Source organism: Streptomyces triticirhizae, from assembly GCF_003696235.1.
GTDB classification, from domain to species: domain Bacteria; phylum Actinomycetota; class Actinomycetes; order Streptomycetales; family Streptomycetaceae; genus Streptomyces; species Streptomyces triticirhizae.
This window is the reverse complement of the sequence record NZ_RFFJ01000103.1, coordinates 1-22,489: the sequence shown is the minus strand read 5'-3', so window position 1 is coordinate 22,489 and position 22,489 is coordinate 1. Positions and strand designations below refer to the sequence as shown.

Below are 22,489 nucleotides of genomic sequence, written 5' to 3'. Positions count from 1 at the left end.
GGGGCCGCTGCCCGCCTCCGGCCGGTCGGGCAACGGGCCGCCCCCACCCGGCCGTTGGCCCACGGCCCGTCCACGGCCGGCCGCCGCACCGGCCGGAAGCGCGCCCGCGCCGTCGGGTGCCCGGGACATGCCGCTCGGCCGCGAACCCGGCGCGTGCTCAGGGGAGTTCGACCGCTCCCGGGCGCGCTCCGCGCGCCCGGTCCCGAGCCAAGCCGGCAGGCGTCCACCGCGGGCCCGCGCGCTCACCCCATCCGGTGAGTCGGGAATGAGGGGAACATTCGCGCGATGGGTTGTTTTTGGCGAAGCGCCAGTTATGCACGGTAGCGTCCGGCTGGGCCGGTTGCCTGGGCCCGTGCATCGCCCGTTGACTCACCTCCGTGGAGCATCCATGGCCACCCTCCTCTACCGGCTCGGTCGCGGCGCCTTTCGGCGTCGGCGGCTCGCGGTGTCGCTCTGGCTCGGCGCGCTGGCCGCCCTGCTGGCGGTGAGCGGCGCGCTGGGCAGCGCGCTCGACGACGAGTTCACCATCCCCGGCTCGGAGTCCCAGCGCGCGCTGGACACCCTCCGCGAGGTGCTTCCCGCCGCCGGCGGCACCACCGGGCAGCTGGTGTTCACCACCCCCGACGGCAGCCCCATCACCGACGAGCGCTGGGCCGAGCCCCTGGCCCGTTCCCTCGCCAACGCCGCCGAGGCGCCCGAGGTCTCCGCCGTGGTCCCGCCCGAGGAGGCCGGCACCATCTCGGCCGACGGCCGCACCGCGCTGGCCACCGTGCGCTACCCCGAGACCGCGTTCCAACTCGCCGACGGCACCACCGAGGCGCTCCAGCGCACCGTCGAGCCGGCCCGCGCCGCCGGCCTCGACGTGCACGTCGGCGGGCAGGCGTTCTCCCCGACCGGCGTCGAGATCAGCGCCAAGGAACTCTTCGGCGTCGTCGTCGCGTTGCTCGTCCTGGTCATCACCTTCGGCTCCCTGCTGGCCGCCGGGATGCCGCTGCTGACCGCGCTGGTCGGCGTCGGCACCGCCGTCGCGGCCCTGCTGGTGGGCGGGCACCTGTTCACGCTGTCCTCCACCGCCATCACCCTGGCCGTGATGATCGGCCTCGCCGTCGGCATCGACTACGCGCTCTTCATCCTCTCCCGCCACCGCTCCCACCTCGCCCGGGGCATGGACCCCGAGGAGTCGGCCGGCCGTGCCCTCGGCACCGCCGGCAGCGCCGTGGTCTTCGCCGGGCTGACCGTCGTCGTCGCGCTCTGCGGGCTGTCGGTGGTCGGCATCCCGTTCCTGACCGTGATGGGCCTGGCCGGCGCCGCCACCGTGACCGTCGCCGTGCTGGTCGCCGTCACCCTGCTGCCCGCGCTGCTCGGCTTCGCCGGGGAACGGCTGCGCCCCGGGCCCGGCTCCCGCGCCGCCCGCCGCGAGGAGCACGACGCCGCCTCCGACGCCCCGGCCGCCACCCTCGGCGGCCGCTGGGTGCGGCTGGTCACCGGCCGGCCGCTGCTGACCGTGCTCGCCGTGGTCGTCGGCCTGCTGGTCGTCGCGCTCCCGGCGCGCGAACTGCGCCTCGCGCTCCCCGACAATGGCTCCGCGCCCCACGGCAGCACCGAACGCGAGACCTACGACGCCATCAGCGACGCCTTCGGACCCGGACTCAACGGCCCGCTGCTGATCCTCGCCGACACCGCCGACGTCGAGGGCGACCCCGCGCCCGCCCTCGCCGATGTCACCGACCGGCTCGGCGCGTTGCCCGGCATGGCCCAGGTCGCGCCGGCCCGGCCCACCGAACGGGACACCGCCTGGCTGATCGAGGCCGTGCCCGCCACCGGACCCGACCAGGAGGGCACCGAGCGACTGGTGCACACCATCAGGGACTTCTCCCGGGAGAACGCCCCCGCCACCGGCGTGACCCTCGCCGTGACCGGCAACACCGCCGTCGCCGTCGACGTCTCCCGCCAACTCGGCGACTCCATGGTCCCGTTCGGCGCCGTCGTGGTCGGCCTCGGGCTGCTGATCCTGCTGCTGGTCTTCCGCTCCCTGGTGGTGCCGCTCAAGGCCACGCTCGGCTTCCTGCTCTCGGTGGCCGCCGCCTTCGGCGCCGTGGTGATGGTCTTCGAGTGGGGCTGGCTGGCCGGCGCGCTCGACGTCGCCCGCACCGGGCCCGTGGTCAGCTTTCTGCCGATCATCCTCATGGGCGTCCTCTTCGGACTCGCCATGGACTACGAGGTGTTCGTGGTCTCCCGCATCCACGAGCGGCACGCCCACGGCGCCGCCCCGGCCGACGCGGTGCGGGAGGGCGCCCCGCTGGCGTTCCGGGTGGTGACGGCCGCCGCGTTGATCATGTTCGCGGTCTTCGCCAGCTTCGTCACCATGGAGGACGCCATCGTCAAGCCGATCGCCCTCGCGCTGGCCGTTGGCGTGGCGGTCGACGCGTTCCTGATCCGGCTGACGCTGGTGCCCGCCGTGCTGGTCCTCGTCGGCCGCGCCGGCTGGTGGCTGCCGGGCTGGCTGGACCGGCGGCTGCCCCACGTCGACGTCGAGGGCAGCCGGCTGCCGGCGCCCCGCGCGGACGCGGCGCTCGCGCCGGCCCACCGCCCGCACACCCGTGTGTGACGGCGGGCGGGGCGTCAACAGGCGTTGCGAATCCGCCCGTTCCATCTGTTTCCCGCCGCTTGGCATAGGAACGTCCCGCCCGGGACGCCATACTGGGGGCGGGGGTGGACATCGGGTCGACGACGGGGGTGGGTGCCGGACGATGGCGGATGGCGTGCTGCTGCATGGCCGCTACCAACTGCTCGATCTCATCGGGCGCGGCGGGATGGGGGAGGTCTGGCGGGCCAGAGACGAGGAGCTCGGCCGCTCGGTCGCGGTCAAGTGCCTGAAGCCGCTGGGCAGTCAGCAGGAGGAGTCCTTCCTGCGGGTGCTGCGGGAGCGGTTCCGGCGCGAGGCCAGGGTCGCCGCCGGCCTCCAGCACCGGGGCGTCACCGTGGTCCACGACTTCGGCGAGTCCGAGGGCATCCTCTACCTGGTGATGGAGCTGCTGGAGGGCCGGAACCTCAGCGAGCTGCTCCAGGCCGCCGGGCCCGGCCCGCTGCCCGTGGACGAGGTGGTCGACATCGCCGAACAGGTCGCCGCCGCCCTCGCCTACACCCATGAACAGGGCATCGTCCACCGCGACCTGAAGCCGGCCAACATCATGCGGCTCACCGACGGCACGGTGAAGATCTGCGACTTCGGCATCGCCCGCCTCGCCCAGGACATCGGCCTGTCCACCAAGCTCACCAGCGCCGGCATGGCCATGGGCACGCCCCACTACATGTCGCCCGAGCAGATCGCCGGCGTCAACGTGGACGCCCGCAGCGACCTCTACTCGTTCGGCTGCGTGCTCTACGAGATCGCCACCGGCGCGCCCCCGTTCGACCTCGGCGACCCCTGGGCCATCCTCATCGGGCACCGCGACACCCCGCCCGAGCCGCCCCGCACCCTGCGGCCCGAGCTGCCCGAGGGGCTGGAACGCTTCGTCCTCGCCCTGCTCGCCAAGGACCCCGACGAACGCCCAGAGGACGCCGCCGCGTTGCTCCGTCAACTCCTCGGCCAGCGACGCGTCGTCGGCACCGGCGGCGAGCTGGTGCCCCGCACCCGGCGCGAGCCGGCCCGGCTGCCGGAGTGGACGCGCGGGATGCGCGCCGGCTCCCGGGCCAGCGGGGCGTGGTCGCTGAGGCTCTCCCCGCCGGACCGCTCCGCCGGGCTGACCGGCCAGTGGACCGGGATGACGGCCACCGTGCTGGCCCACCCGCCGGCGACCCGGCGCGGCCCCTCGCCCGAGCACCTCGCCGTCCTCGACAGCCGGCACCGGGCCGGCCTCAGCCTGGGCCGGCTCGGCCGCTGGGAGGAGGCGCACGAGGTGCACGACGCCGTCGCCGAACAGCGCCGCGAGGCGCTCGGCGAGCTGCACGAGTCCACCCTCGCCAGCCGCTTCGAGGCCGCCTACGCGCTGGTCAGGCTGCGGCGCTGGGAGGAGGCGCTCGCCGAGCTGCGGGACGTCGCCGAGGCCAGGGTCCAGGTGCTCGGCGCCGAACACCACGACACCCTGGAGGTCGTCTACGAGGTCGGCATCTGCCTGGGCCGGCTCGGCCGCCCGGCGGAGGCGCTGCCGCTCTACGAGGTGCTGATCGAGGCCCACACCCGCACCCGGGGGCCCGAGGACCCGGAGACCCTGCGCGCCCGCCACGGCCGGGGCATGACGCTGGGCCGGCTCGGCCGCTGGGAGGAGGCCCTCGCCGAGGCCACCGACGTGCACCGGGCCAGGGCCGGGACCCTGGGCCCCGAAGACCCCCACACCCTGGTCAGCGAGCGGGAGATCGCGGTGGCGCTGGGCTGGCTCGGGCGCTGGGAGGAGGCGCTGGAACGCTTCCAACGGGTGCGGCTGGCCAGGGAACGGCTGCTGGGCGCCGCCCACCCGGACTCCCTCATCAGCCGCAACGACGAGGCCCTGTGCCTGGAACAGTTGGGGCGCCACGCGGAGGCCGCCGAGCTGTACCGACAGGTGGCCACCCTGCGCGGGGACGGGCCCGACGCGTCGTAGCCGCCCGACGTACGATGGCCGACATGTCCTTCCTCCGCCGCCGCAACGCCGCATCGCCCGCCGGGCCCGACTTCGACGTCCTGGCCATGGACCCGGGCGACTGGCCTGGAGTGCTCGGCGCCGGGCTGCTGCCCGCGCCCGACGGCAGCTGCCAGGGCGTGGTGCTGCGCTACGACCTCTTCGGCGGTCGCGGGCCCGCGATGGTGATCGGCAACCTGCCGGAGGGCTCCCCGGCCAGGGAACGCGGGGACGACGAGGTGCCCTTCGAGGTCCACCAGCTGATGGCGGCGCTGGAGATGGACGAGGAGGTCCGCTGCACCGGCACCGAGGAGGTGCCCGTGATGCACGACGGGAACCTGCTGATCGTGCGGCGGGTGCTGTGCAGCGAGAGCCGCGTCGCGTGCGTGCAGTTCGACCGCAGCGACGGCGTGCTGGTGACCATCGCCAGCTGGGAGCGGCCCATCACGGACGAGCTGTACCAGCTGCTGAAGCCGCTGCCGGCGGAGATGTTCCAGCGCTGAGCCTCGGTCGGCCGGGCTCCGGCGGACGGCGCGCGGCCACCGCCGACGGGCGCTTGTCGGCGCGCCGCGCTCACTCCGGAGTGAGCCGCGCCGCGTGGAGGTTGATCAGCCCGGCGCCCTGCGGGGCGTCGAAGCCGCACGCCTCACGGTAGAAGCCCCGCAGCTCGCGGGTGAAGTCGACGTGGAGCCACTCGCATCCCGCCTCCTTCGCGCGCAGCGTGGCCAGCCGCACCACGGCGGTGCCGATCCCGCGCCGCTGCCAGTCGCCCCTGGTCCTGGTGTCCAGGAGGAACGCGTGGACGCCGCCGTCCCAGGCGACGTTGACGAAGCCCACGAGCAGCCCGTCGGCGGCGCGGGCGGTCACCCACCCCAGGGAGTGTGGCCGAACCCGGTCCCACCACCCCGGCTCGGGCCGTCCACCGTGCGACACCGTGAGCGCCACCAGCTCGGCGTCCGAGACCGGAGCCCGCCAGCGCACCTCAACATCCAGACGTTCCATCCGGCCATCCTCGGCCAGAGCGGCGGCGCCGGGCCACCGCTTTCGCCGGGCCCCGCCAGCGGGCGCCCGGCCGGTCAACCGGCCTCGGATGGCGGCCACTTCGGACGTTGACCGGACGGGCCGGCCGAACCGGCCGCCGGATGCCTCGCCCGGCCGACCTAGCCGCCCGTCGACTCGCGGACGACCAGGCGGTGGGGGCCGGTGACGTTCCGCGCCTCGTCCTCGGCCCGGCGGCCGGCCATCCGTTCGGTCAGCAACTCCAGCGCCGCCGTGACCATCTCGGCGTGGCCGGGGGCGACGGTCGTCAGCGAGGGCACGGCGAACGCGGCCTGCGGGATGTCGTCGAAGCCGGTGACCAGCGCGTCACCCGGGGCGCCGCGCCCCAGGTCGGCCAGGCCGCGCAGCGCGCCCAGGGCCATCGCGTCCGTCAGGCACATCAGCCCGTCGAACGGGACGCCGTCGGCGGCGAGTTGGCGCACCGCCTCCGCCCCGCCCGCCAGGTTGAACGGGCAGGGCACCAGCAGCGCGTCGTCGCGCGGCACCCCGGCCTCGTCGAGCGCCGCCAGATAGCCGGCGGTGCGCAGGGTGGCAGCCCCGGTCTCGCCCTCGGTCCGCCCGCCGATCGCCGCGATCCGGCGGCAGCCCCGCTCCACCAGATGCAGCGTGGCGTCCCGCGCCCCCTCGAAGTTGGCCATCCCCACGTGGTCCACGTGCGCCTCGCTGATCCGTTCGCCCAGCGCGACCACGGGGAACCCGGCGAAGACCCCGGCGGCGTCCTCGTCCCCCAACTCCACGGTGGCGATGATCAGTCCGTCGTACATCCGCAGCCGCGAGTTGGCCACGGCCTGCGCCTCGCCCTCGCGGGAGGCGCCCGTCTGCTCGACGGCGACCCGGTAGCCGCGCCGCGCCGCCTCGGCGATCACCAGCGAGGCCAGCCGGCCGTAGTAGGGCTGGTCGACGTCGGGGATCGCCAGGCCGATCACGCCGGTGGTGCCCGAACGCAGGTTCCTGGCCGCGACGTTCATCCGGTAGCCGAGCCGTTCGACGGCCTCGGTCACCCGCCGGCGCGTCTCCTCGCTGACGTGCGGGTGGCCGTTGAGAACGTTGGAGACCGTCATCGCGGACACCCCGGCGGCCTTCGCCACGTCGCTCATCGTCACCATGCGGCGGTCATCTCCTCGGCCCGGGCGGGTGAACGCGGGTCAACGGGGGACGGCCGCGTTCCCGGCCACCCTACCGATGGCCTCCGGGACCGACCCTTGACACCGGATGGGCACCATGCCAGCGTTTTTATCGTTAAAAACGAGCGATGGGGAGCACCGCATGTCCGGCAGCAGCGGCACGGCGATCATCAATCTGGACATCGAGGGGCCGGTCATCAGCCGCCATCTCTACGGCCACTTCGCCGAGCACCTGGGGCGCTGCGTCTACGGCGGCCTGTGGGTCGGCGAGGACTCGCCGATCCCCCACGAGGGCGGCATCCGGCTCGACGTGGTCGAGGCGCTGCGCGCGCTGGACATCCCCAACCTCCGCTGGCCGGGCGGCTGTTTCGCCGACGAGTACCACTGGAAGGACGGCACGGGCCCCCGCGAGCTGCGCCCCCGGATGGTCAACACCCACTGGGGGAACGTCGAGGAGAACAACCACTTCGGCACCCACGAGTTCCTCGCCCTGTGCGAACTCCTCGGCGCCGAGCCGTACATCAGCGGCAACGTCGGCTCCGGGACCGTTCAGGAGATGAGCGAGTGGGTGGAGTACCTCACCCGCGACGGCGACAGCCCGATGGTGCGGCTGCGCGGGGAGAACGGCCGCGACGAGCCGTGGCGCGTGAGGTTCTGGGGCCTGGGCAACGAGACCTGGGGCTGCGGCGGCAACATGCGCGCCGAGTACTACGCCGACCTGGCCCGCCAGTACGCCACCTACTGCCGCGACCACGGCGACAACAGGCTCTACCGGATCGCGGCGGGCGCCGCCGACGACAACTACGCCTGGACCGAGACCCTGATGCGGCAGATCAGCTGCTTCGGCTGCGAGGCCACCCCGAAGAACTTCTTCCAGGCGCTGTCCGTGCACTACTACACGCTGACCGGCCCCTGGGACGCCAAGGGGAGCGCCACGGAGTTCGACACCGGGGACTACTACCGCACGATGGCCGCCGCCGCCCGGATGGACCGGATCATCCAGGGGCACTCCACCGTGATGGACGCCTACGACCCGGGGCGGCGCGTCGGCCTCGTCGTCGACGAGTGGGGCACCTGGTTCGACGTGGAGCCGGGCACCAACCCCGGCTTCCTGTACCAGCAGAACACCCTGCGCGACGCGCTGGTGGCGAGCGTGCACTTCGACATCTTCCACCGGCACGCCGAGCGGCTGGCGATGGCCAACCTCGCGCAGACCGTCAACGTCCTCCAGGCGGTGCTCCTGACGGACGGCGACCGGCTGGTGCGCACCCCGACCTACCACGTCTTCGAGATGAACAAGGGCCACCAGGACGCCACCTCGCTGCCCGTCCACCTCGCCCTATCGGGCGCCCAACGGCAGGTCGGCGACGCCGAGTTGACGACGATCTCGGCCTCGGCCAGCGTCCGGGACGAGCAGGTGTTGGTCTCCCTGACCAACCTCGACGCCGAACGCCCCGCCGAGATCACGCTGGACGCGCGCGGCGGCGCGCTGCTCGACCCGACGGCCCGCATCCTGACCGCCGACCGGCTCCAGGACCACAACACCGCCGACGCGTCCCCGGTCACCGCCCGCCCGTTCGACGGCGTGCGCACCCACGAGCGGGGACTGGCCCTCACGCTGCCCCCGCACTCCTTCGTCACGGTGCGCGGGCGCCGGGCGTGACGCCCGGCGCGCGGGGCGCGCCGGGCTGAGTGGAGCGACGCGCCGGCCGGCCGTTCCGGGGACGGGGCTTCGGGGCGCCCGCCGGTGAGTCATACGCGGTGCGGTGCGGCGCCGTCCTGCCAGAGGTAGAGGTCGCGCAGCAGGGAGATCTCGGCGCCGTGGTGGGTCAGCTCCTTGTTGACGTGCAGGACGATGCCCTCCATGGGAAACCGCTCGGGGCCCACCGGGGGCGGGTTCTCCAGGTCGGCGTCCGAGAGTTCGCGGACCCCCGCGTTCCATCTCCCGTACATCTCGTCGAGCTGTTCCAGCGCCTCGTCAGCGGTCCCCGCGTAGGGGAACGTCCGGGAGTCGACGTCCCGGCCGCCGACGTGCCACGTGGGCGGACGCTCCAGCAGCCACGCACCGGCTCCCAGAAGTACTCCTCATCGGAAAGACCGCGCAGCCGTGGACGCAGGGTCTTGTGCCAGTGCCGGTCCAACTGGTCCGCGATGCGCTCGCCTCTTGTCATCTCGGCACACTACACACGGCGGATCTCCGGCGGTGACCCGCGCGGACACCGTCCCCGGAGCGAGCCGCGGGTCACCTCGTTCCGACGGCCGCGCGGATCGCCTGGCGGGCCAGGGACCAGTCGTCGTGGAGGCGGCGCAGCAGCAGGCGTTTCTCCTCGCCGGGGGCCGTGCCCCCGGACCGGTCAGCCGAGGCGCTGCCGGGGCGGGCCATCGCGCGGCGCACGCCCAGTTCGCAGAGCCGGATCTCGCGGGTCAGCACCAGCATCAGGTTGATCAGGAAACAGTCCCGCGTCAGGCGGCCCTCCGCCTGCGCGGACTGGCTGATCTGCCGCCGCACCAGCGGCGACTCGCCCAGTGAGGCCCACAGCGTCGCCAGGTCGTACCCGGGCAGGTACCACCCGGCGGCGCGCCAGTTGATCAGCACGGGCCCGGTGGGGGAGAGCAGCACATGCGGCGGCAGCGCCTCGCCGTGGCAGAACTGGCGCGGCGGCTCGCCGCGTCCGAGTCCACGCACGTCGTGGAGCAACGTTTTCAGGTCGCTCAGGTCACGGTCGGTCAGCAGCCCGAGCATGTGGTAACGCGCCAGCCGCGCGCCGTAGTTGAGCGCGTCAGGGAAGGCGCCGTCCGGCGGGTGCCAGGCGTTGATCCGGCGCACGGCGGCCAGCGTGGCGCGCAGGTCGCTCGTCGCCGGCGGGATCGCCGGGTGGCGGTGCGGGGAGGCGGCCCTGCCGGGGACGAACTCGGTGATCAGCGTGCGGTCCCGTGGCTCGTCCCCGACCATCCGGGGCACCCGCACCGGCGGCCGGTGCCGCAGGAACGCGCGGTTGACCGCTAACTCCCGCTCGAACCTGGCCCGGTGCTCCTCGCCCTGGTCGAGCACGCACTTGGCCACCGCCGCCCGCCGCCCCGCCATGCCGGCCAGCACCACCGTGCCGTCGCCGTCCCGCAGCACCCGCGCCGGGGTGAACTCCGGGCAGATCCGCTGGATCGACGCCAGCGCGGCGCGCAGCCGTTCGCCGCCCGCCCCCGTGAGGTCGAGCCGGGCGCCCACCGGCAGCGGTGGCCCGGGCCGGCGCGCCCGGCGCACCCGCTCGTCGACGAGGGCGCCGCGCTGACCGCCGGGCGCTCCCGCGAGCACGGTACGGTGCCGGGTGACCACGGGGGAGGGTGCTGGATACATGCCTGGCTGAGTCCCTTCAGTGCCGCCGGACGCTGGTCGGCGCCCCGCCAACCGCCGGTCTCCCGGACACCCTGGGGAAGTGCCCGCCGCACCCCGGCCGGAGTGGCGCCAAGGACACACCACCCCCTTTCACGGGTGGCACACCATGTGGCGAGCCCTGGCGAACCCTGGCGAATTGTCATGTCGGGGTTGCCGCGCGGTTACTGTCAACTCAGCCGAGATCCTGGGGGCTTGACGTGAACAGAGGACCCAACACCAGGCTGGCGGACCTGTTCAGGCTCGCCGGGTGGTCCAAGGGAGAACTCGCGAGGCTGGTGAACCGGCAGGCGGCGGCCCAGGGCTTTCCGCAGCTGGCGACGGACACCTCGCGGGTGCGTCGGTGGATCGACACCGGCGAGACCCCGCGCGACCCCGTTCCCGAGGTGTTGGCGACGCTGTTCACCGAGCGACTCGGCCGTGTCGTGACCATCGAGGACCTGGGGTTGCGCCGGCCAGGGAGCGCGGGGCGAAGGCCGTCCCTCCACGGACTGCCCTGGACCCCCTGGCGGACGGCCTCGGTCCTCACCGAATTCACGGGAATGGACCTCATGCTCAACCGACGCGGCATGGTGGGCGCGGGCGCCGCGCTCGCCGCCGGCTCCGCACTCAGCGACGCCATGCACGACTGGCTCACCACGACCCCCGGCAGCGCCGCCGGCGGGTCCCCCCACGACAACCCCGGCCTGGACCGCTACGAGGCCGCCCCGATCGGCTCCGAGGAGATCGAGGCCCTGGAACACTCGGTCGAGGTGTTCCGGGCCTGGGACGCGGCCCGGGGCGGCGGCCTGCAACGTAAGGCCGTGGTCGGTCAACTCAACGAGGTGGGCGGCCTGTTGGCCTACCAGCACCCGGAACACCTGCGAAGGCGGCTGTGGGGCGTCGCGGCCAACCTCGCGGTGCTCGCCGGCTGGATGTCCCACGACGTGGGGATGGAGGCCACCGCCCAGAAGTACTTCGTGATCGCCGCGCACGCCGCCCGCGAGGGCGGCGACCGGCCACGGGCCGGCGAGGCGCTCTCCCGCGCGGCCCGGCAGATGGTCCATCTGGGCCGGCCCGACGACGCGTTGGACCTGATGCGGCTGGCCAACGCCGGCATGGGAGACGAGGCGCTGCCCCGCACCCGCGCGATGCTGCGCACCATCGAGGCGTGGGCGCAGGCCTCGATGGGCCACGGTCAGGCGATGCGCCGCACCCTCGGCGAGGCGGAGGACCTCTTCGTCTCCGACCGGGGCGACGTGCCGCCGCCCAGCTGGATGCAGCTCTTCGACGAGGCCGACCTGCACGGGATGCAGGCGCTCGCGTACCGCACGCTCGCCGAGCACGACGCCTCGGCGGCGCCGCACGCCGAGCGGCACGCCAAGCAGGCCCTGGCGCTGCGGGCCGGCGAGCTGAAGCGGGCCATGATCTTCGACCAGATCTCGCTGGCCTCGGCCTGCTTCATCGCCGACGACCCCGAACAGGCCGACCGCTACGCCCGGTTGGCGCTGGCCTCGGTCGGGGAGAACTCCTCGCTGCGCACCTGGGACCGGCTGCGCGAGATGTACCGGCTGACCGGCTACTACTCCGGCTACGCCCGCATCGAGGAGCTGCGCGAGGAACTCTCCCAGTCCATCCCGCGCCCCGGCGGCGCGCAACGTCTGGTCTAGGTCGTTCCGGGCCGTTCCCCAGCCGTTCCCGGCCAGTCCAGGCCAGGGAACGGCTCCCGCCGCGCGCCGCCCGGCCGTCGTTCCCGTTCTCCCGGTTCCTCAGGGCTCCGCCGGGGCGGGCACGGCGGCCGGGCCCTGGGCGCGGGGGCGCGGGGGCTCAGCGGCCGACCCGCGCCACCAACACGCAGGCGTCGTCGTGCCGGTCGTGCTCGGCGCGCTCCTCGACGATCAGCCGCAGGCACTCGGCGGCGGTGCCGGCGGCGCTCAGCCGGTCGGCCAGGTCGATCAGCCGGTGGTCCCCGGCATGGCCGGTCGCCCCGCGCTCCGGGATGTCCGAAAACAGTCCATCAGTGTGGAGCACGAGCACGTCCCCCGGCCGAAGCGGGTCGGTCCGTTCCGCGTACGCGGTGTCGCCCACCGCGCCCAGCAGGGTGCCCGTGGGGCGGGGCAGCGCCCAGCCCGTGCCGTCCCGGCACAGCAGCGGCGCCGGGTGCCCGGCCTGCGCCCACACCAGGCTGCGGTCGGCCGGCTCGTAGCGGCAGCACAGCACGCTGGCGAGCACCGGGTGCGCGCCCCGGTCCAGCAGCTGGTTGAGGTGACCCAGCAGCGCCGCAGGGGACTGCCCGGCCAGCGCGATGCCCCGGATCGCGCCCAGCGCCGTCGCCGTGCCCGCCACCGCCGCCGGGCCCCGCCCCGCCAGGTCCCCCACGCTCAACAGGCTGGCGCCGCCGAGGAGTTCCAGCGCGTCGCACCACTTACCCGTCAACGGCGCCGAGCGCCCCGCCGGCAGATAGCGGGCGGCCACCTCCAGGTCGCCGGGCGCGGTCGCCGGCGCCCCGTGCGCCTCCTCGGCCAGCGCCCGCTCGACCTCCCGGCCGGCCACGCCCCCGCGCCGGGCCCGCGAGCCGGGCCCGCGCTGGCTCGGGACCGGGTACCGCACCTCGTCGACGTCCCTGATCATCGCCCACAGCGCGACCGTTCCGCCGTCGTCGTCCAACACCGGCTCCCCGGCCATCCGCACCGTGCGCAGCGTGCCGTCCGGCCGGGTGATCCGGAACTCGCAGTCCATCGGCCGCCCGTCGACCAGGCACCCGGTGACAGCGGCGGTCAGCGCCGGCTGGTCCTCGGCCGGCAGGAACGACGGCAGCTGGTCCAACGTGAGCGGCCCCTCGCGCCGTGGGCGGCCGAAGATCGCGTACAGGTCGTCCGACCAGATCGCGCCGTCCGTCAGCAGGTTCCACTCGGCGCTGCCCACCCGGGGCGCGGACGAGGCCGGGGCCGGCGGGTCCGGCGCGGTCCGCAGCTCGTGGAGCTGCTCGCCCACGTCGTCCAGCCAGCTGCCGACCAGCTCCCACGCCGCGCGCCGCACCGGCTCGCCCGCCGTGGCGCGCGGGTCGGCCCGGCGCGCGGCGTCGAGGTCCTCCCGCAGCCGGCGGGCGCGGGCGATCAGTTCGTCGAGGGTCGGCCCGGCCGGGTCGGCCTGCGCGACCGGCGGCTCGGTCGGGGGCTGGGGATTCTGGGAGGAGAGCATGGCTGACCTCGAAACGGCGAGTCGGGCCTGACGGCCGGAGCGGTCGGCGCGGACGACTCCAGACTGTTGCACAGCCCTACCCGCTCCGTAAGAGATTCAGCCGCCGCATGGGGCGCGCACGGGGGCACATCGGGTGTAGAACCTGTGTCACCGGCAAGGAGCCGACCAGACGGAAATCCCGTTGCCCCCGATAGCCACGCACCGGATGCTGACTCATATGTTCGCCAGTCCGACCGAAACCGACATAGCGCCCAGCTGGACCCTTCTGGGTCTCCTCCAGCGGGGGCGTGGTGACGGGTGGCTGCACGCCCTGGCCGCCCCCCGGGCGGAGGCGGTGGCCGCGTTGGAGCACTGCGTGCTCAACGATCCACGCGCGGACTGGCAGCTGGAGCGCCGCTCCCTCTACTACGCCAGGCTCTACCTCGAACTCGGCGCCGACCTGCGGCCCCTCGCCGAGCACCTCTTCGACGCCGACGACGCCACCCGCTCCGACGAGGAACGCACCGGTCTTGCCCTCTCCGTCCTCGGCCACCTCGCCACCTACGGCCGGGGCCACGCGCTGAAGCTGCTGCGCGGCTACGCGGTGCGCGGCGCCAACTGGCGTTGGGCGCTCGACGAGTTGGCCGTCCGCGACAGCGACGCCGGGCTACGGGCGCTCGGCCCGCGCATCCTGGACCGCTTCCCGACCACCGAGGAGGGCGAGGCCGCCCTCGCCGCCGCCGTCCGGGACTCCTTCGAGCCGCGCCCCTGGCGTATCTGGGCAGAGGACCCCGCCCGACCCGCGCAACGAAAGCGCCTGACCGCCGCCCTGGAACAGGGCGACTTCGACCGCTGGCAGCGCCAGCTCCGCCCCTCGGGACCCCGCCCCGGCTGGTCCGTCGCCTCCGTTCTCGACTGGGCCAGGGACGGCTACGAACAGACCCCGCGCCACTGGCGCGAGGCCCCGGCGGCCCGCTGCCTGGCCGCCGTCGCCGGGCCCGAGGACCGGCCAGCGCTGCTGGCCGCCGCCGCCGGCGGACACCCCGCCGCCCGCGCCGCCGCCCTGCGCCACCTCGCCGACCGGGCCGACCCCCGGGCCCTCGCCCTGATCGAGGCGGCCACCGCGAGCCAGGACCCCGACCTGCGGCGGGCCGCGCTCACCGCCTTCTCCCGGATGGACGGCGCGGGCACCCTGGCCCAGGCCCGCGAGTGGGCCGTGCGCGGCGACGAGTTGGGCACCACCGCCGCCGCGCTGCTGGCCAGGCGCGGCACCGCCACCGACGCGCCCCGGGTGCTGGCCGCGCTGCACCGCGCGGTGCGCACCGGCGGGGCCGACAGCCGCGAGCTGCGGCCTCTGGTGGAGGGCGTGGGCCGGCTGTGTGTGACGGCCGCCGTTCCCGTGCTGCGCCACCTCTACCGCGAGACGCCCTCGTCCCAGCTGCGCTGCCACGCGGCGCGGGCGCTGGCCGCGACCGACCCGCACTTCGCCAGCGGGCTGGCCGTCGAGTGCCTGTGGGACTGCGAGGAGGAGACCCGCCAGCTGGGCGCCGAGTCGGTGCCCACCGGGGACGCCAGGGTGGTGGAACGGATGCGCAGCCTGGCCCACGACCCGGCCGAACAGGCCGGCGTGGTCAGCGCGGTGCGCGGCCGTCTTGGCCGGCCGCGCGACCGGAACGAACCCGCCGGCTGACACCGGCCCGCACCGCCCCGCCGAAGCCGGGGGCGCACGCGGGCGGCGTGCGCGCCGCCCATGCGCCGGCGCCGGCGCGGCGGGCCGTGGACGACAACGGTGGGGGGTGGTCCTGGTGCGTGGTCGGGTGCGGGCCGTTGACGGTTGCTCGCGCGGTTCCCCGCGCCCCTGGGGTGTGTGGGCGCTTGGGGGCGCGGGGAACCGCGCGGGTGATGCGGGGCCCGCCGGCCCGAGGCACGACCCACCTGGCACGATGGCCCGATGGACGACGCGCGCTGGGAGTTCTGGATCGACCGTGGGGGCACGTTCACCGACGTCGTCGGGCGTCGGCCCGACGGGCGGCTGGTGACCGACAAGCTCCTCTCCCACGCCCCCGAGCGCTACCGCGACGCCGCCGTCGCCGGCATCCGCCGGATGCTCGGCCTGGCCGAGAACGACCCGGTGCCGGCCGGGCGGATCGAGATCGTCAAGATGGGCACCACCGTCGCCACCAACGCCCTGCTGGAGCGGCGCGGCGAGCCCACCGTGCTGGTCACCACCGCCGGCTTCCGCGACGCGCTGCGCATCGCCTACCAGAACCGGCCCCGCCTCTTCGACCGGCACATCCACCTGCCCGAGGCGCTCTACGACCGCGTCATCGAGGTCCCCGAACGGATCGGCGCCGACGGCACGGTGGTGCGCCCGCTGGAGAGCGAGCCGGTCACCGAGGCGCTGCGCGCCGCCCACGCCGACGGCTTCCGCAGCGCCGCCGTGGTCCTGATGCACGGCTACCGGCACCCCGAACACGAGCGCGCCGTCGGGGAGTTGGCCAGGGCCGCCGGGTTCACCCAGGTCAGCTGCTCGCACGAGGTGAGCCCGCTGATCAGACTGGTCTCGCGGGGCGACACCACCGTCGTGGACGCCTACCTCTCGCCCGTGCTGCGCCGCTATGTCGAGCAGGTCGCCGACGAACTGCGAGGCGTGCGGCTGATGTTCATGCAGTCCGGTGGCGGGCTGCGGGAGGCCGGGAACTTCCGGGGCAAGGACGCGGTGCTCTCCGGGCCGGCCGGCGGGGTCGTCGGGATGGCCCGCGCCTGCGCCGAGGCCGGCCACCACCGGGTGATCGGCTTCGACATGGGCGGCACCTCGACCGATGTCTCGCACTACGCCGGCGCGTTGGAACGCGTCTTCGGCACCGAGGTCGCCGGCGTGCGGATGCGGGCGCCGATGATGGACATCCACACCGTGGCCGCCGGCGGCGGCTCGCTGCTGCGCTTCGACGGCGCCCGTTACCGCGTCGGCCCCGAGTCGGCCGGCGCGCACCCGGGCCCCGCCTGCTACCGGCGCGGCGGGCCGCTGGCCGTCACCGACGCCCAGGTGATGCTCGGCCGTATCCAACCCGCCCACTTCCCACGGGTGTTCGGGCCGGGCGGCGACGAGCCGCTGGACGCCGACGTGGTCAGGGAGCGGTTCGCCGCGCTGGCGCGGGAGATCGCCGAGGCCACCGGCGACGACCGGGGCCCGGAGGAGGTCGCCGAGGGCTTCCTGGACATCGCGGTGCTCAACATGGCCGGCGCCGTCAAGAAGATCTCCGTGCAGCGCGGCCACGACGTCACCCGCTACGCCCTGGCCAGCTTCGGCGGCGCCGGCGGCCAGCACGCCTGCCGGGTCGCGGACGCGCTCGGCGTCGACACCGTGGTGGTGCCGCCGCTCGCCGGCGTGCTGTCCGCCTACGGCATCGGCGTCGCCGACGCCACCGTGCTGCGGGAGCGCTCCGTCGAGACCGAGCTGACCGAGGAGAGCCTGCCCGCCGTGGAGCGCGTCGCGGCCGAGCTGACCGAGCGCGCCACCGCCGCGCTGCGCGCCGACGGGGTGCCGCCCGAGGCCATCGGCCACACCGTCCGGGTCCACCTGCGGTACGCGGGAACGGACGCGGCGCTGCCCGTTCCGCTGGCCGACCGGGCCGCGATGACCGCCGCGTTCGCCGAACTCCACACCGCCCGCTACGGGTTCACCATGGACAAGCCGCTGGTCGCCGCGACCGTCGCCGTCGAGGCGGTGGGCGCGGCCGGCGGCCACCAGGACCACCTCGCGGCGCTGCCGCCCCGCCCGGGCCCGATGCCGGAGCCCGAGACCGTGCGGATGTGGACCCGGGGCGCGTGGCGCGACGTCCCGCTCCACCAGCGCGCCGCGCTGCGCCCCGGCGACGCCGTCGCCGGGCCCGCCATCGTCGCCGAGGACGACGCGACCACCGTCGTCGAGCCCGGCTGGCGCGCCACCGTCGGCGAACGCGGCCACCTGCTGCTCGACCGGGTCACCCCGCGCCCCCGCACGGTCGCCGTCGGCACCGAGGTCGACCCGGTGCGCCTGGAGGTCTTCAACAACCTGTTCATGTCCATCGCCGAACAGATGGGCGTGCGGCTGGAGAACACCGCGCACTCCGTCAACATCAAGGAACGGCTGGACTTCTCCTGCGCCCTCTTCGACGACCGGGGCAACCTGATCGCCAACGCCCCGCACATCCCGGTGCACCTGGGCTCCATGGGCGAGTCCATCAAGGAGGTGCTGCGCCGCAACGCCGGCCGGCTGCGCCCCGGCGACGTCTACGCCATCAACGACCCGTACCACGGCGGCACCCACCTGCCGGACGTCACCGTGGTCACCCCGGTCTTCGACGACGCCGGCGAGCGGCTGCTGTTCCTGGTCGCCTCCCGGGGCCACCACGCCGAGATCGGCGGCATCACGCCGGGATCGATGCCCGCGTTCAGCCGCACCATCGACGAGGAGGGCGTCCTCTTCGACAACTGGCCGCTGGTGCGCGAGGGCCGGCTGCGCGAGGCCGAGACCCGCGAACTGCTCTCCTCGGCCCGGTACCCCTCGCGCGGCGTGGACGCCAACCTGGCCGACCTGCGCGCCCAGATCGCCGCCAACGAGCGGGGCATCGGCGAACTGCGGGCGGTCATCGACCAGTTCGGCCTCGACGTCGTCCAGGCGTACATGCGGCACGTGCGGGACAACGCCGAGGAGGCCGTCCGCCGGATCATCGCCACGCTGGACGACGGCCACTGCCGCTACGAGACCGACGCCGGCGCGGTGATCGAGGTCTCCGTCGCCGTGGACCGGGAACGGCGCGCCGCCGTCCTGGACTTCGCCGGCACCTCGCCGCAGCAGCCAGGCAACACCAACGCGCCCAGCTCCGTGGTGCTGGCGGCCGTGCTCTACGTCTTCCGCACCCTGGTCGCCGACGACATCCCGCTCAACAGCGGCTGCCTGGCGCCGATCGAGGTCCGCATCCCGCCCGGCTCGATGCTCGCCCCCCGCCACCCGGCGGCCACCGTCGCCGGCAACGTCGAGACCTCCCAGGCCGTCACCGGCGCCCTCTACGCGGCGCTCGGCGTCCAGGCCGAGGGCTCCGGCACCATGAACAACGTCACCTTCGGCAACGAACGGGTCCAGTACTACGAGACGTTGGCCAGTGGCTCGGGCGCCGGCGACGGCTTCGACGGCGCGGACGCGGTGCAGACCCACATGACCAACTCCCGGCTGACCGACCCCGAGGTGCTGGAGTGGCGCTACCCGGTGCGGGTCGCCGACTTCCGGGTGCGCGAGGGCAGCGGCGGGCGCGGGCGCTGGCGCGGCGGGGACGGCGTGGTGCGGCGGCTGACGTTCCTCGAACCGATGACGGTGGCCCTGCTGACCGGTCACCGCCGGGTGCCGCCCTACGGCATGGCGGGCGGCGCCCCCGGCGCGCTCGGCCGCAACGCGGTGGAACGGGCCGACGGCACGGTCGCCGAACTCGCCGGCGCGGACAGCGTCCGGGTCGGACCGGGCGACGTGCTGGTCGTCGAGACCCCCGGCGGCGGGGGCTACGGACCCGCACTCGACGACGCACCTGGGCTGTCTCCACCGCTGCCGTCCGCGGCCGCGCCCCCGCACATCAAGGGGCGCGGGGAACTGCGCGAGTAACGGTCAACGGGCCCGCACTCGACCACGCACGGAGACCGCCCCCCACCGTTGTCGTTCGGGGCTCGCCCCCGAATCACCGGTGCCCCCGGTCGGTCAGGGGCGCGGGGAACTGCGCGAGTAACGGTCAACGGGCCCGCACTCGACCACGCACGGAGACCGCCCGTCACCGTTGTCGTTCGGGGCTCGCCCCGTCGCGCGGCTAGCGCCCCGCGTGGGGGGCGAACAGGTCGAGGAGGCGCACCCGCGCCGCCTGCACGCGGTACGCGAGGATCTCCGCGATCACCCGCAGTAGCGCATAGCCGAACGCCGGGTCCTCGTCACACAGCGCCTGCACCTCCGCCCCCTGGAACTCGTAGGCCCGCACCGGGCTCAGCGCCTCCGCGCCGAAGTCCCACTGGAACGGCGGAAACAGCCAGGACCAGCCCAACAGGTCACCCGACTCCAGCGAGGAGACCGCCGTCGGTCGGGTTCCCGCCAGCCGGAGGTCCAGCGTCACCGTTCCCGACCGGACGATCCAGAACCGGTCGGCGGTGCCGCGTTCCTCGAAGATGCGCTGGCCCTGCTCGAAGGACACCTCGCTCGCCAGCGCCATCAGCCGTTCCCGGTGGCCCGGCGGCAGGACGCGCAGCAGCCGTCGTGGAGCGGTCATCGCCGCCTCCTCTCGGTTCCGGTCGGGTGGTCCGGCTCCGTTTCTCCATTGCACTCCCAACGGAGCAGTCCCGCATCCTCGCCCGGCGCGGAGAAGTCGCCGGGCGGGTCCCGGTCCGCGACAGTGGGACGGAGGGCTGCGTCCGGCGGACCGAGGGAGGAACGTGTGCGCGATCCCGACACCCGGTGACCCGGGCGGTCCGTCCGGCGAACCGGTGGTGTTGCTGGAGGTCGGCGACGTCCAGGACGGCGTCAGCGGCGACCTCGGCGGGGACTGTGTGATCCTGGCCGTCACCCCGGCCTCGGAGTGGCTGACCGGCGTGCCGGCCGAGGAGCTGCCCGGCACCCCGCTGGCCGACCTGATCCCCGACGCCGAGGCCCGCGCGGTCGTCGTGGACGGGGCCGTCGGCCGCTGGCCGGTGACCGTCGCGCGCCGCGACGGGAGCCGCGTCGACGCCCAGCTCGACGTCCTGCCCACCCTGTTCGGCCGGCCCGTCCGACGCCTGGTGGCGCTGACCGAGTCGGAGGTCGCCCGGCAGCAGGAGGAGGACCGTTCCCTGGTCAGGGCCCTCTTCGAGCAGCAGCAGGTCGGCCTCAGCATCCACAACGAGGAGCTGGCGGTCACCCGGATGAACGCCGACCCCAACGAGTGGGCCACCCGGAACGAACGGCTCGGCCTGCACCACGGCCTGCCCGTCACCCTCGACGAGATCATGGACCCCGAGGACGCCCGGGCCGTCACCTCCCGGCTCCAACACGTGGCCGAGACCGGGGAACCGTTGATCAACTGGGAGTACACCTTCCGCCGCGTCGAGGCCCCCGAGGAGGAGCGGAAGCTGTCGGTCACCTCGCTGCGCCTCAACAGCTCGCAGGGCGAACTCCTCGGCGTCATGAGCGTCTACACCGACGTCACCGAGGAGCACCTGGTCCGACTGCGGCTGGCCCTGCTGCACCGGGCCGCCCAGCGGATCGGCCCCTCCCTCGACGTCACCCGCAACGCGGAGGAACTCGCCCGCGTGCTGGTCCCCGACTTCGCCGACCTGGCCGCCGTCGACCTGGGCGAACGGGTCCTCAGCGGCGACGAGCCCGGGCCCGACGCGCTGGCCCGCGACCGGGTCAGACGGGTCGCGACCGCCGAGGTCAACGGGCGCTGGCCCGACGAGGTGCAGCCGTTGGGCGCCGTCTTCGGCATCGAGATGCCGCCCACCACCGGCGCGCCCGGCGGCCTGGCCATCCGCAACCAGGCCGCCGCGGCCCTGCACACCTTCAACGCCGACGAGGAGCCGCCGTCACCCCACAGCACGGCCCCGCTGCTGCTGCCCCGTTCGCCCGGCTCCCTGATGGTGGTCCCGCTGCGCGCCAGGGGCCAGGTGCTGGGCTCGCTCGCCCTGTGGCGCTCGCCGGACCGGGCCCCGTTCAGCGAGGCCGACGCCGACCTCGCCGAGGAGGTCGGCTCCCGCGCCGCGCTCAGCCTGGACAACGCCCGCCGCTACACCCGCGAACACCACACCCTCGAGACCCTCCAGCGCAGCCTGCTGCCGCCCCCCGACTTCGAGGTCACCGCCGCCAGCACCGCAGGACACTACGTGCCGGCCGAGACCACCGCCGGCATCGGCGGCAGCTGGTACGACGTGATCCCGCTCTCCTCCGCGCGGGTCGCGTTCGTCATCGGCGACGTCGCCAGCCACGGCCTCAACGCCACCGCCACCATGGGCCGGCTGCGGACCGCCGTGCAGACGCTGGCCGACATGGACCTCGCACCCGACGAGTTGATGACCCGCCTGGACGACCTGGCCATCCGACTGGCCGAGTTCGCCTCAGCCGAGGAGGACGGCCAGGGCGGCGCGATCGGCGCCACCTGCCTGTACTGCGTCTACGACCCGGTCAGCGGCGAGTGCACCCTCGCCAGCGCCGGCCGGACGCCGCCCGTGGTGGCCCAGCCCGGGGAGGCGGCCGAGGCGATGCCCATGAAGCCGGGCCCCGCGCTCGGCGTGGGCGGCGCGCCCTTCGAGACGTTCTCGCAACGGGTGGGGCCCGAGAGCGTCCTGGCGTTCTTCAGCGAGGAGTTGGTCGCCGAACACCCGCGGCGTTCGGCGTCCGGCGACGAGGAGCCCGGCGAACAGGACGCGGGCGCCGACCGGATGGCCGAGCTGCGCGCCCAGATGACCCGGGCGGCGGCCAGCGACCGCTCCCCGGCCGACGCCGGCCGCGCCGTCCTCGACCGGCTGCTGCCCGAGCGCGCCCCCGCCAACGACGTCGCGCTCCTCGTCGCCCGGGTGCGCCCGCTGCGCCCCGACGCCACCGCCGACTGGCAGCTGCCCGCCGAGCCCTCCGTCGTCGGCCGCGCCCGCGACCTCGTCCTCGGCAAGCTGCGCGAGTGGGACCTCGCCGAGCACGCGTTCCCCACCGAACTCATCATCAGCGAGCTGATCACCAACGCCATCCGCTACGCCGGGGGCCCGGTGGGCGTGCGGCTGATCCGCGACGAGGTGCTGATCTGCGAGGTCTCCGACCCCAGCGAGACCCAGCCGCACCTGCGCCGCGCCCGGCTGACCGACGAGGGCGGCCGGGGCCTGTTCCTCGTCGCCCAACTCGCCCACCGCTGGGGCAGCCGCTACACCGCCACCGGCAAGACCATCTGGACCGAACAGCCCCTCGGCTGAGGCCCACGCCCGGGGAACGCCCCGAAACCCCCCGTGCGCCAAGGCCGTTGGGGCCGGCGGGACCGGCGGGGACAACAGCCGCATCCGTGCCGAATCGAGCGTTGTCGGTGGCACCGCCTAGGGTGTGCCTCGTGACCGCACCATCACCGAACGGCAGCACAGCCGAGCGCCCCGCCCCGCCGGCCCCGCCGGCCCCGCCGGCCGCGTCCCGGCCC

The 22,489-nt window shown here is 74.7% G+C and carries 13 protein-coding genes and 1 pseudogene; 8 read left to right on the top strand and 6 right to left on the bottom strand.

The window, feature by feature from the left end; translation table 11 throughout:
* The first annotated feature begins 388 nt into the window (after positions 1-388).
* The 3 genes from EBN88_RS18145 (at position 389) to EBN88_RS18135 (ending at position 5,101) form a co-directional block, all read left to right on the top strand.
* Positions 389-2,608, top strand: coding sequence for an MMPL family transporter (locus tag EBN88_RS18145; RefSeq protein WP_122184945.1), 2,220 nt, complete (start codon positions 389-391; stop codon positions 2,606-2,608).
* A 142-nt stretch (positions 2,609-2,750) separates the two neighbouring features.
* On the top strand, positions 2,751-4,580 hold the full coding sequence (locus tag EBN88_RS18140; RefSeq protein ID WP_122184944.1) for a serine/threonine-protein kinase: 1,830 nt from the start codon (positions 2,751-2,753) through the stop codon (positions 4,578-4,580).
* Between the two features lie 23 nt (positions 4,581-4,603).
* The gene (locus tag EBN88_RS18135; RefSeq protein WP_122184947.1) at positions 4,604-5,101 is read left to right on the top strand and encodes a hypothetical protein; all 498 of its coding nucleotides are present in this window, start codon (positions 4,604-4,606) and stop codon (positions 5,099-5,101) included.
* A gap of 70 nt (positions 5,102-5,171) precedes the next feature.
* On the opposite strand, the gene EBN88_RS18130 is transcribed toward EBN88_RS18135, so the two are convergent.
* Both EBN88_RS18130 and EBN88_RS18125 read right to left on the bottom strand, forming a co-directional pair.
* Positions 5,172-5,600 carry a GNAT family N-acetyltransferase gene (locus EBN88_RS18130; protein WP_122184943.1) on the bottom strand — a complete coding sequence of 143 codons (429 nt, stop codon included), beginning with the start codon at positions 5,598-5,600 and terminating at the stop codon, positions 5,172-5,174.
* A gap of 158 nt (positions 5,601-5,758) precedes the next feature.
* Positions 5,759-6,763 (bottom strand): LacI family DNA-binding transcriptional regulator, encoded by a 1,005-nt coding sequence (locus EBN88_RS18125; protein ID WP_233580767.1) that lies wholly within the window; start codon positions 6,761-6,763, stop codon positions 5,759-5,761.
* Between the two features lie 160 nt (positions 6,764-6,923).
* On the opposite strand from EBN88_RS18125, the gene EBN88_RS18120 reads away from it, so the two are divergent.
* Positions 6,924-8,444, top strand: a complete 1,521-nt coding sequence (locus EBN88_RS18120) for an alpha-N-arabinofuranosidase (RefSeq protein WP_122184942.1) — start codon at positions 6,924-6,926, stop codon at positions 8,442-8,444.
* An 89-nt stretch (positions 8,445-8,533) separates the two neighbouring features.
* On the opposite strand, the pseudogene EBN88_RS18115 reads toward EBN88_RS18120, so the two are convergent.
* Both EBN88_RS18115 and EBN88_RS18110 read right to left on the bottom strand, forming a co-directional pair.
* A pseudogene (locus tag EBN88_RS18115) lies at positions 8,534-8,952 on the bottom strand (DinB family protein).
* Between the two features lie 71 nt (positions 8,953-9,023).
* Positions 9,024-10,133 (bottom strand): aminoglycoside phosphotransferase family protein, encoded by a 1,110-nt coding sequence (locus EBN88_RS18110; RefSeq protein ID WP_122184941.1) that lies wholly within the window; start codon positions 10,131-10,133, stop codon positions 9,024-9,026.
* A gap of 236 nt (positions 10,134-10,369) precedes the next feature.
* Here EBN88_RS18110 and EBN88_RS18105 point away from each other — a divergent pair, with 236 nt between their 5' ends.
* On the top strand, positions 10,370-11,818 hold the full coding sequence (locus EBN88_RS18105; protein ID WP_122184940.1) for a DNA-binding protein NsdB: 1,449 nt from the start codon (positions 10,370-10,372) through the stop codon (positions 11,816-11,818).
* Positions 11,819-11,975: 157 nt separating this feature from the next.
* On the opposite strand, the gene EBN88_RS18100 is transcribed toward EBN88_RS18105, so the two are convergent.
* The gene (locus tag EBN88_RS18100) at positions 11,976-13,349 is read right to left on the bottom strand and encodes a PP2C family protein-serine/threonine phosphatase (protein ID WP_122184939.1); all 1,374 of its coding nucleotides are present in this window, start codon (positions 13,347-13,349) and stop codon (positions 11,976-11,978) included.
* 217 nt (positions 13,350-13,566) lie between these two features.
* Between EBN88_RS18100 and EBN88_RS18095 the strand changes: the two genes are divergently transcribed.
* Together EBN88_RS18095 and EBN88_RS18090 are read left to right on the top strand one after the other, a co-directional pair.
* Positions 13,567-15,018 (top strand): HEAT repeat domain-containing protein, encoded by a 1,452-nt coding sequence (locus tag EBN88_RS18095; RefSeq protein ID WP_122184938.1) that lies wholly within the window; start codon positions 13,567-13,569, stop codon positions 15,016-15,018.
* 261 nt (positions 15,019-15,279) lie between these two features.
* The gene (locus tag EBN88_RS18090; protein ID WP_122184937.1) at positions 15,280-18,963 is read left to right on the top strand and encodes a hydantoinase B/oxoprolinase family protein; all 3,684 of its coding nucleotides are present in this window, start codon (positions 15,280-15,282) and stop codon (positions 18,961-18,963) included.
* A 199-nt stretch (positions 18,964-19,162) separates the two neighbouring features.
* On the opposite strand, the gene EBN88_RS18085 is transcribed toward EBN88_RS18090, so the two are convergent.
* Positions 19,163-19,612, bottom strand: coding sequence for a Crp/Fnr family transcriptional regulator (locus EBN88_RS18085; protein WP_122184936.1), 450 nt, complete (start codon positions 19,610-19,612; stop codon positions 19,163-19,165).
* A gap of 163 nt (positions 19,613-19,775) precedes the next feature.
* Here EBN88_RS18085 and EBN88_RS18080 point away from each other — a divergent pair, with 163 nt between their 5' ends.
* Entirely contained in the window at positions 19,776-22,274 is a 2,499-nt protein-coding gene (locus tag EBN88_RS18080; protein ID WP_122184935.1) for an ATP-binding SpoIIE family protein phosphatase, read from the top strand.
* Positions 22,275-22,489 lie beyond the last annotated feature (215 nt).